Below are 8,512 nucleotides of genomic sequence, written 5' to 3' on the forward strand. Positions count from 1 at the left end.
AAATGCCAGCCACTACGTGGCTGGCATGGGTACATGTTTTTAATTATTTCACCTGTCTACTTGACAGGGGCGCATCAGCAATGCAGGGTGTTTTTGTTATTTACATAAAATTTACAGAGTGGAACTGTGCTAGAATTGAAAATATCAACCAAATGGTTTATAGTGTAATAAGTTGAGGTGCTTTTTAGACATGTAGGATAATGATGAAGACATCCGATATGATTAAAGAATTATGTAATAAAAAATATAAGTCTTTTGGAATTTGCCAGACGGATAGGGCAGAATCCACAGAACTTTGGTAAGAAACTGATATGAGATACAGTTACTCTTGAGGAGTTGAAACAGATAGCTGATGTGATGGAAGTTCCCTTTGAGCAATCATCTATCTTCCCGGATAGAGAACAGATAAAAACAAGTAATGAATAGGCGGTGAGTAGCATGGATACTGTGGATCTGATTATTAAATCATCAACAGAATTTTATAATGATTTGAAGGTTGATGAGAATGGTCGATATCGTTCTTGGGAACACTGCTATCCACATTTCATAAAAGCACGAGGGAGCCAAGAGATTGATTATGATTATCTGAGTTTACAACTAGCTTTTTATTTAGCAAGTTGGGGAATGTATCGTGGCTCATCATTTTTGCTACAAAAGGATTATAAAGTACATATTCCAGTAGTAAAAGAACTGTTAAATGAAAAATATGATATTTTAGCTGGAATTGACTGTATCGGTTTCAAAGATGATAGCAACCAAAAGTTACTGCAGGATATAAATTCGTTTTTAGAGCAGTATTACGATAAAATCAGGCACAAAGTAAAAGGACAAGAACTGAAAAATCAGTTATCTTTTACACTAATCACGAAAATACTTATGGGAACACTTGGCTGTGTTCCAGCATATGATAGATATTTTATTGCAGGAATAAAGAATCAGAAGGTCGCAACCGGTAATTACAACTTGAAATCCATTATGCAGCTTGTCGATTTTTACGAAAAAAATTCCGCTCGATTTGAACCAGTTAGAGAGAAAATGAAAGTTGAAGGTATGCCATATCCACAGATGAAGATGATTGATATGGGATTTTGGCAGGTTGGTTTGGAGTTGGATACAAATAAGAGAATACAGACAGCTCACTAGGAGGTAGAATCATGGAATATACACCAATGGAAACGGATGTTCTTGCTATGATGCAGAGAACTGATTTTAAGAATATATCAAAAGGTGATGTGATTAGTTTTGCATCAAAGATAGGCGAACTTCGTCCTTAAGTGGCCAAAGAAGTGCTTGCACAGTTTCCTGAATTTATTGGATTAATGAAATCTTCACTAACTGAATACGAATAATACGATTCAAATAATTTGAAGAATCAATTTACATTTAAAGTGACGTACAACACGATGGCAGAAAGTATATTCAAGAAATAAAGATTTATGAGGATAGGTTCAAAGTTTGTTTCATAGCAAGCAATGTATTGGATATTCTGAGATAACAAGAATTTGCAAGGGTAGCAGGCTTAGGCTTGGCTGCCTTTTTTAGATTGATTTTATTCGTGGTTTGGAATATAATATCGTTAAATTGGATTGTGTGTTATTTGTATTATAAGAGAGGACTATATGAAATATTTATCAATACGACAAACATCTGAAAAATGGGGTATCTCCATCAGAAGAATACAAGTTTTATGTGCAGAAAATAGAATTCCAGGTGCAACAAAGATTGGTTCCTATTGGGCTATTCCGGCTGATGCAGAAAAACCCAATGATGAGCGTATCAAGAGTGGAAAATACATTAAGGAAAAATAAGATGCAGAGCGTGATAAAACTATTTAAGTGTAGGTGGATATAGATATGGCTGAGATAAAAAGTATAAATGAATTACTAAAGATGGAGATTGATATTCCTGACTATCAAAGGCCATACAAGTGGACGATTCAAAATATTGAGGAGCTTCTTGGTGATATTAGTACAGCAATCAATCAAGCAGGACTGTATAGAACTCCCTTCAAGTACAGGGTAGGAACCATTATTCTTCATGAGAATGAACATGGAATATTTGATGTTGTGGATGGACAACAGAGGATAATATCACTTCTTCTTATAAAACAATGCATAGAGACAGGGGTTAAGTGTCCTATTTCCAAGAAGAAATTTTCCAATAAAATAACTCAAACTAATATCCATGATAATTATATGTTCATTCGCGAATGGTTTTCACTAAAGAATAAAGATGATAAGAAGAATTTTATTCGTGCATTTGATGAAATATTAGAGGTTGTGGTAATCAGTGTCGAAAAGGTATCTGAGGCTTTTCAGTTATTTGATTCACAGAATACCAGAGGAAAGTCTCTTGATCCGCATGACCTATTGAAAGCATATCATCTGCGAGAGATGAAAAAGTATCCATATGAGATGGAACATGCGGTTACTAAGTGGGAATCAAAAGACACAAATCAAATTAGAGAGCTTTTCGATTTGTTTCTGTTCCCTGTTTGGAACTGGTCACGCGGATTAAAAAGCAAGCCTTTTACGGCAAAGGAAATTGATACTTATAAAGGTATACCGGAATCATCAACGTATTCATATGCAAGACGTGCAAGTAAAGCAATGCCATGTTTCCAAATTACGGAGACATTTATTTCAGGAAATGATTTTTTTGAAATGGTAGATCATTACCTATACTTGATACACGATATTAAGAAAGAAATATTTAATAATCAAGATTTTGCGGAAATTAAGTCTATTATCTGCAATGGCAAAGAAGTATCTAGTATTAAAGAAATGGACTCTGTAAAATATGGATCTGCAGGTTTTGTCTATGCTCGCAACCTGTTTTATTGCGCGTTGCTTTGCTATTATGATAAGTTCCACAACTTTGATGAAATGGCGGTAAAGAAGTTATTCACCTGGGCTTTTATGATTCGAGTAGATATGGAAAACTTAGGGTTCGATAGCATCAATAAATATGCCATTGGCGATGATGACAACTCTAGATATACAAATGCAGTTGCGATGTTCTCAAAGATCAGTTTTGCTCGATTGCATAATGAGATTTCCAGTCTGCAGATAAAGGTAAAGCGAGATCCGGACAGAGCTAATCATGATAAGTGGAACGATCTTTATAAGAAACTAAAGATTATGAATGGATTGATGGAGGTGTTAAATGAGTGATTTAGTTACTGAACTTCATATTGTCGGTGATGACAACAATATCTTTGATACCGATATGGAGTATATTATTCCCCTTTATCAGCGTGCGTATGCCTGGGAGGATAAGCAGCTTGTCCAGTTGATTGAGGACATCAACGATGTTGCTGATGATGCGAGTTATTACATTGGTGCATTGATTGTTTCAAGACAGGGAAATAAGTTCGAGGTCGTAGATGGGCAGCAGCGCTTGACGTCACTGTATCTTTTGTTGAATTGCCTTGGCTATGAAGTGCAGAATACTTTGACATTTGCCTGTAGAGATAAATCGAATTATACCCTTCAGAACATTCAGGAACTGATTCAGATGAACCTCAGTAAATTGGATATGGATCGAATTGAGTCTGGTATTCAGAGTGGTATAAAAATCCTTATGCAGGAAATGCAGAGGGAAGGATTTGATAAAGACGAATTTTGTGAAAAACTTTCACATGTAGTTGTTTATCGGATAGAAGTGCCAGAAAACACGGATCTGAATCGCTATTTTGAGATTATGAATACTCGTGGCGAGCAGCTTGAGCAGCACGATATTTTGAAGGCGACACTGATGAGCTATCTCAAAGATGAAAAAGACAAAGCAATATTTGCTAAGATCTGGGATGCCTGCAGTGACATGACCGGTTATATTCAGATGCATTTTATCAGTAAGGGAAACGAAGTACGTGAGGCTATTTTCGGAGAGTACTGGAATGATATGCCTCCGAAGAGTTGGACTAACTATAAGAAAGAAATCAAAGAAAATTCCCTGAATGGTGTTGGCCACACTATAGAGGAAATCATAAATGTTGATTTCCAGGTGGATACTGACGATGGGTATTTGGATGATGATATCCGAGTAAGATTTGAAAGTGTTATTGAGTTCCCGTATTTTCTCATCCATACATTGAAGGTTTATATTGCGATTAAAGGCATTTCACATGAAAATGCTGGATCAAAGATCATAGATGAATTGCTCGACGATAAGAAACTCATCGAAAGCTTTAATCGTGTTACGACATATGGAGTGAATGATAAGGGCAGAATTGCAGATAACAAAGAGACCTTTTCAAGAGAGTTTATTATTTGTCTTTTGCGGACAAGGTTCTTGTTCGATAAGTACATTATAAAAAGAGAGTATACGAACGAGAATGCCGACGGAGAATGGAGTCTCAAATCACTTTATGTTTCCGGCCAGCAATCCAAAAAGAAACCATATTATCGAAATACCTTGTTTACTCGAAAAGGAGAGCATAACAAGGAAAAGAGAAGTAACGATCGCAACAAGCGAAACATAATGCTTCAGTCAGCGCTGCGTGTTTCTTATACTTCTCCAAAAGTAATGCACTGGATAACACAGCTATTGATTTGGCTTTCTAAAGATAACTATTCAAATGCTCTGAGCAATGATTTGTCTGAGTTCAGTGATGCTATTGAGGAGATTGCAAAGAATGCAGTGCGTGAACAGTTCTTTGATGTTTGCGAAGATGGTGTATACGCAATGGGAGTAAATACTCCTCATATTGTATTTAATTATTTGGATTACCTTCTGTGGATGTCCGAGCCAAAAAAGTACGACGACTTTACATTTGAATTTAGAAATTCAGTGGAACATTGGTATCCACAGAATCCATCAGAAGGAACTTTCGAATCGTGGACGGATGGAGTGGATCAATTTGGAAACCTCTGTATTATTCAGAGAAACGTAAATTCGAAGTTTTCTAACATGTCACCGGAAGCCAAGAAGAGCACGTTTAAGGAAATGATTTCGAAGGGCAGTATAAAACTTCGATTAATGAGTGAACTTACTGAAAAGGGTGACGGCAAGGCTGCTAGTCTGTACTGGAAAGATTCTCTGTATAAGGAGCACGAGGAACATATGATTGACATGCTTTGTAGAGCGTGTTATCCGGAAGAAGAATGAATTTCTAGAAAGTTTATTAAATTTGGAGGTGCATTATAGCATTTAATCATGGATTAAAAATAGGGCAAATACTAAAAAAGGGCAGATATTGTTGATATATTCAAATGCGGGAATATGGTGAGATGTTCAAAGACTACGAATACTTTGGTTATTGTCTCAGACTACACAAAAGGAATCTATCACGATAAGTGAATTGGTGGAGATCTTCATTACACTGGTATGGATAAAGATGGAGACCAGGATAATAATTGGGCCTAGAATGCTACGCTTGCAGCATGCGGTTAAATTGGCTTCGATGTCCACCATTTCGAAGTAATGGATGCAGGCGAGTATGTGTACTGCGGAAGGATAGAGCTTGTTGATAAACCTCAAACCGAAACTCAGCCTGGCGAGGATGAGTTCCTCGTAAAGTTTGGATGTTTCCTATCTGTTCGGTGCCTGATAATGATGTAAAGAAATCGGCTATGTTTGTATTTAAGGATATGGAAGAATTCAAAGCGCGAGGTAAGGACGAGAACGGTGATCTTGTAATCAATAAAGAACAGGCAGAAGTTGTTAAGTTGATTTTTGATTTGTATCTTGGTGGTAAAAGAATATTAGGTATTGTTAAGGAACTTAAAGATAGAAATATTAAATCTTCAACAGGCAAAGATAACTGGCCAAAACGCTCTGTAGAAGAAATGCTGAGGGTTCACTACTGTTAGGTATTACGATATACTGCAATAAAAAGAGTGAGGTGATTGCTATAATGAATATTTTCTGATAAAACAACGTAATATGGAAGAAGAACTAGCTTGTGTTGATGAGACAGCTCCTATATGGAAGTATTACCATCAGGAAGAAGATGCGATAATGAACATTTGTATGGAAAATTTCATTTCATGCTTTCTACAGGGGAAAGCGTTAGTGATAGAAACCCCTGTCAGTACTTGGAAGATAATCACTAACGGACAGAAGAAATCCATGTTTCTTTATCATCGCAATGAAATGGAAACAGATGAGATTGACAATCCTAACGCTCTGATTCCGAATTATCATTCGCAGTCATGCAGACGGAACACTATTGTTGAATATCTTGAGTACATAATTGCGCATGATTTTTACAGGGAGAAAAATCCTGTAAAATATTCAGCTAAAAGTAAACCTAATTCTCAAAAAGGAACTAAACGACATAAGAAAGAGATGAAGAAGGCAAAAGCTCGTAAAAAAAGATATGAGACAAAACGTGTGATGGACTTGATTGATCAATTAGGGCAGGAAAATATAGAAAAGTAACTTTCCGCCAGCAGATTCGTAGCTTTAAATTGCAAAGGATAAAATAAAAATGTAGGTAAAACACAACATCATGATGGAAAACCTACAATTTCGTATTCTAGAACTAGAAGTTATTACAGTAATAATTCTAGTTTTTTATTTTATCTAAAAGTGATATCATATCAATGAAGAGAAGTTAATTATTATAACTTGAGACATCCATAAGGTAAGCTCGTAAACAACCATTGATAGCGATGACTATTAATGTATCGTTATTCTGTATAAATGCAGTCTATGTGGTCGTATAGCAGAGTGATAAATCGGAATTTGAAGAGGTGATAAGATGGATTTTAGACAAGCTGTCATGGAAGATTTGCCACAGTTAAAAGATATGTATAAACAAATTATTCAAAACATGAATAAACAGAAAATTCAGATTTAGGACGATATTTATCCATGTGAATTTTTTGAGGAAGATATAAAAAATAATCAACTCTATATTTTGCTTAACAATGAAGAAATAGTATCAGCATTTGTTTTGTCTAATACAAACTCAGGAGAAACTGCAGTTAAATGGAATGATAATCATGCAAAAGCTGTATATATTGACAGATTAGGTGTAAATGTTAAATATTCAAAAAAAGGTATTGGTAGTCTAATGCTTGATAAAGCAAAAGAAATTGCCAAAACACTTGATGCTGAATTTCTTAGACTTTTTGTGGTTGATATAAATATACCAGCAATTCAACTGTATACTAAAAAAGAGTTTGTAAAGGTTAATGGTGTTTACAATGAGGTATTTGATGATGGTTTTGTATTGCAGGAGTATGGTTATGAAATAAGACTTTACTGAAGGCAATTATTGCGATATGTTTGCTTGTGAAGAATACTCGTATGCTATTTTTAATTTGATGCATATGGGACTTGGAATCTTCAAAATCATAAGGATCAACAAATAATTTAAAACTGTGACTATGAATGAAAATTACTGAAATAACGAGCATACTAGACTTGAATATGTAGGACATTTTCAAAATGAAGTATCTTATACTTGGAAACGGAAGGGCATTCCTTAATTCTTTATATTATCAGGAAAAAGTGGAGATCTCCTAAAAAAATACCCCTCTCATCATGGATGGAAGGGGTTTGTCCAGATATGTGACACTTTTAATAGATGACAGCATCATCAACTGTGAATCCATCAAGTGAGTTTTCTTTCACCTGAATGCATATATAAGTGATACTTGAATCACTTGTAGCAAAGAATTGACGCTTTGCTGCAGGGCTGATTTTTAACCAGTCACCTGCAGTAATTTCAACAGTATCTCCATCAATGATAGCAGTTCCTTTTCCAGCAATAATTCCATAGATTTCTTCATTATTTTTGTGAGAATGAACGAAAGGAACACCTGCACCAGCAGGAAGAGAATTAATACTTACTTCAGCACCGGTTAAAGAAAGTGCTTCATGAAGTTCTGTACGACTTTCATTACCTACATTGGTTTTTGTATAGTTTGACATTTGAATTACCTCCATTTTTATTTGCAACCTTGTTGCTTGAGTATAGTATAATCATTTATACACTCTAAAAAAAGTACGCACCTTTTTGTAACTGTACACAATAAAATGAATATACTATAATATTTTTGAAATGAGGTGACTGCATATGAAGACAAAAAAGGAACTTCCAGAATGTCCTGTTGCAACATCAGTGTCTTTAATTGGTGGTAAATGGAAGTTATTGATCATAAGAAATTTAAAAAGTCGTCCATGGAGATTCAATGAACTTCAAAGAGATTTAGATGGAATTTCTCAAAAAGTACTAACTGATAGTCTTAGGCAGATGATAGATGATGGCCTTGTGTATAGAAATGATTATCATGAGAATCCACCAAGAGTTGATTATGGACTGACAGATCTTGGAAAAGAGATGATGCCGATTATTGATGCATTGGCAGATTTCGGTAATTATTATAAGACGATTGTTGATTAAACCTAAGAATCCTCATCACTGAATTTAGTTCTAGTGGTGAGGATCTTATTTTTACATATAATGGCATAAAAAGATCTTACGTAAGCGCCAAATAATATAGTGGATAGAAATAGACCTCATCATGTTAGATAATTAAAGTGTTTTTAGATACTAAAT

The 8,512-nt window shown here is 35.2% G+C and carries 9 protein-coding genes and 1 pseudogene; 9 read left to right on the top strand and 1 reads right to left on the bottom strand.

Annotated features, from left to right (window positions below):
* Positions 1–203: 203 nt before the first annotated feature.
* From ABUA27_RS11005 to ABUA27_RS11040, 8 genes and pseudogenes are all read left to right on the top strand, one after another.
* A pseudogene (locus ABUA27_RS11005) lies at positions 204–426 on the top strand (helix-turn-helix domain-containing protein).
* Between the two features lie 12 nt (positions 427–438).
* Positions 439–1,143, top strand: coding sequence for a hypothetical protein (locus ABUA27_RS11010; protein ID WP_349820712.1), 705 nt, complete (start codon positions 439–441; stop codon positions 1,141–1,143).
* Between the two features lie 476 nt (positions 1,144–1,619).
* Positions 1,620–1,808: a DNA-binding protein gene (locus tag ABUA27_RS11015; protein ID WP_129982042.1), complete on the top strand. Its 189-nt coding sequence runs from the start codon at positions 1,620–1,622 to the stop codon at positions 1,806–1,808.
* Positions 1,809–1,853: 45 nt separating this feature from the next.
* Entirely contained in the window at positions 1,854–3,173 is a 1,320-nt protein-coding gene (locus ABUA27_RS11020) for a DUF262 domain-containing protein (protein WP_349820713.1), read from the top strand.
* Positions 3,166–5,109 (top strand): GmrSD restriction endonuclease domain-containing protein, encoded by a 1,944-nt coding sequence (locus ABUA27_RS11025; protein WP_349820714.1) that lies wholly within the window; start codon positions 3,166–3,168, stop codon positions 5,107–5,109. The genes ABUA27_RS11020 and ABUA27_RS11025 overlap by 8 nt, the downstream gene beginning before the upstream one ends.
* 416 nt (positions 5,110–5,525) lie before the next feature.
* Positions 5,526–5,813 carry a recombinase family protein gene (locus ABUA27_RS11030; protein ID WP_349820715.1) on the top strand — a complete coding sequence of 96 codons (288 nt, stop codon included), beginning with the start codon at positions 5,526–5,528 and terminating at the stop codon, positions 5,811–5,813.
* Between the two features lie 73 nt (positions 5,814–5,886).
* The gene (locus ABUA27_RS11035; RefSeq protein ID WP_349820716.1) at positions 5,887–6,384 is read left to right on the top strand and encodes a hypothetical protein; all 498 of its coding nucleotides are present in this window, start codon (positions 5,887–5,889) and stop codon (positions 6,382–6,384) included.
* A gap of 427 nt (positions 6,385–6,811) precedes the next feature.
* Positions 6,812–7,216, top strand: a complete 405-nt coding sequence (locus ABUA27_RS11040; protein WP_349824022.1) for a GNAT family N-acetyltransferase — start codon at positions 6,812–6,814, stop codon at positions 7,214–7,216.
* Between the two features lie 314 nt (positions 7,217–7,530).
* Here the strand turns inward: ABUA27_RS11040 and ABUA27_RS11045 are convergent, their stop codons facing one another.
* Positions 7,531–7,884 carry a cupin domain-containing protein gene (locus ABUA27_RS11045; protein ID WP_349820717.1) on the bottom strand — a complete coding sequence of 118 codons (354 nt, stop codon included), beginning with the start codon at positions 7,882–7,884 and terminating at the stop codon, positions 7,531–7,533.
* Positions 7,885–8,029: 145 nt separating this feature from the next.
* Between ABUA27_RS11045 and ABUA27_RS11050 the strand changes: the two genes are divergently transcribed.
* Positions 8,030–8,356: a winged helix-turn-helix transcriptional regulator gene (locus ABUA27_RS11050; RefSeq protein ID WP_129982284.1), complete on the top strand. Its 327-nt coding sequence runs from the start codon at positions 8,030–8,032 to the stop codon at positions 8,354–8,356.
* Positions 8,357–8,512: the final 156 nt, after the last annotated feature.

Origin of the sequence: Catenibacterium sp. RTP21428st1_D7_RTP21428_210409, from assembly GCF_040227455.1 — a bacterium.
GTDB classification, from domain to species: domain Bacteria; phylum Bacillota_I; class Bacilli_A; order Erysipelotrichales; family Coprobacillaceae; genus Catenibacterium; species Catenibacterium mitsuoka_A.

Coding starts and splice junctions, on each gene's coding strand:
- ABUA27_RS11010 (WP_349820712.1), top strand. CDS start 439: ATGGATACTGTGGATCTGATTATTAAATCATCAACAGAATTTTATAAT.
- ABUA27_RS11015 (WP_129982042.1), top strand. CDS start 1,620: ATGAAATATTTATCAATACGACAAACATCTGAAAAATGGGGTATCTCC.
- ABUA27_RS11020 (WP_349820713.1), top strand. CDS start 1,854: ATGGCTGAGATAAAAAGTATAAATGAATTACTAAAGATGGAGATTGAT.
- ABUA27_RS11025 (WP_349820714.1), top strand. CDS start 3,166: ATGAGTGATTTAGTTACTGAACTTCATATTGTCGGTGATGACAACAAT.
- ABUA27_RS11030 (WP_349820715.1), top strand. CDS start 5,526: ATGTTTCCTATCTGTTCGGTGCCTGATAATGATGTAAAGAAATCGGCT.
- ABUA27_RS11035 (WP_349820716.1), top strand. CDS start 5,887: ATGGAAGAAGAACTAGCTTGTGTTGATGAGACAGCTCCTATATGGAAG.
- ABUA27_RS11045 (WP_349820717.1), bottom strand. CDS start 7,884: ATGTCAAACTATACAAAAACCAATGTAGGTAATGAAAGTCGTACAGAA.
- ABUA27_RS11050 (WP_129982284.1), top strand. CDS start 8,030: ATGAAGACAAAAAAGGAACTTCCAGAATGTCCTGTTGCAACATCAGTG.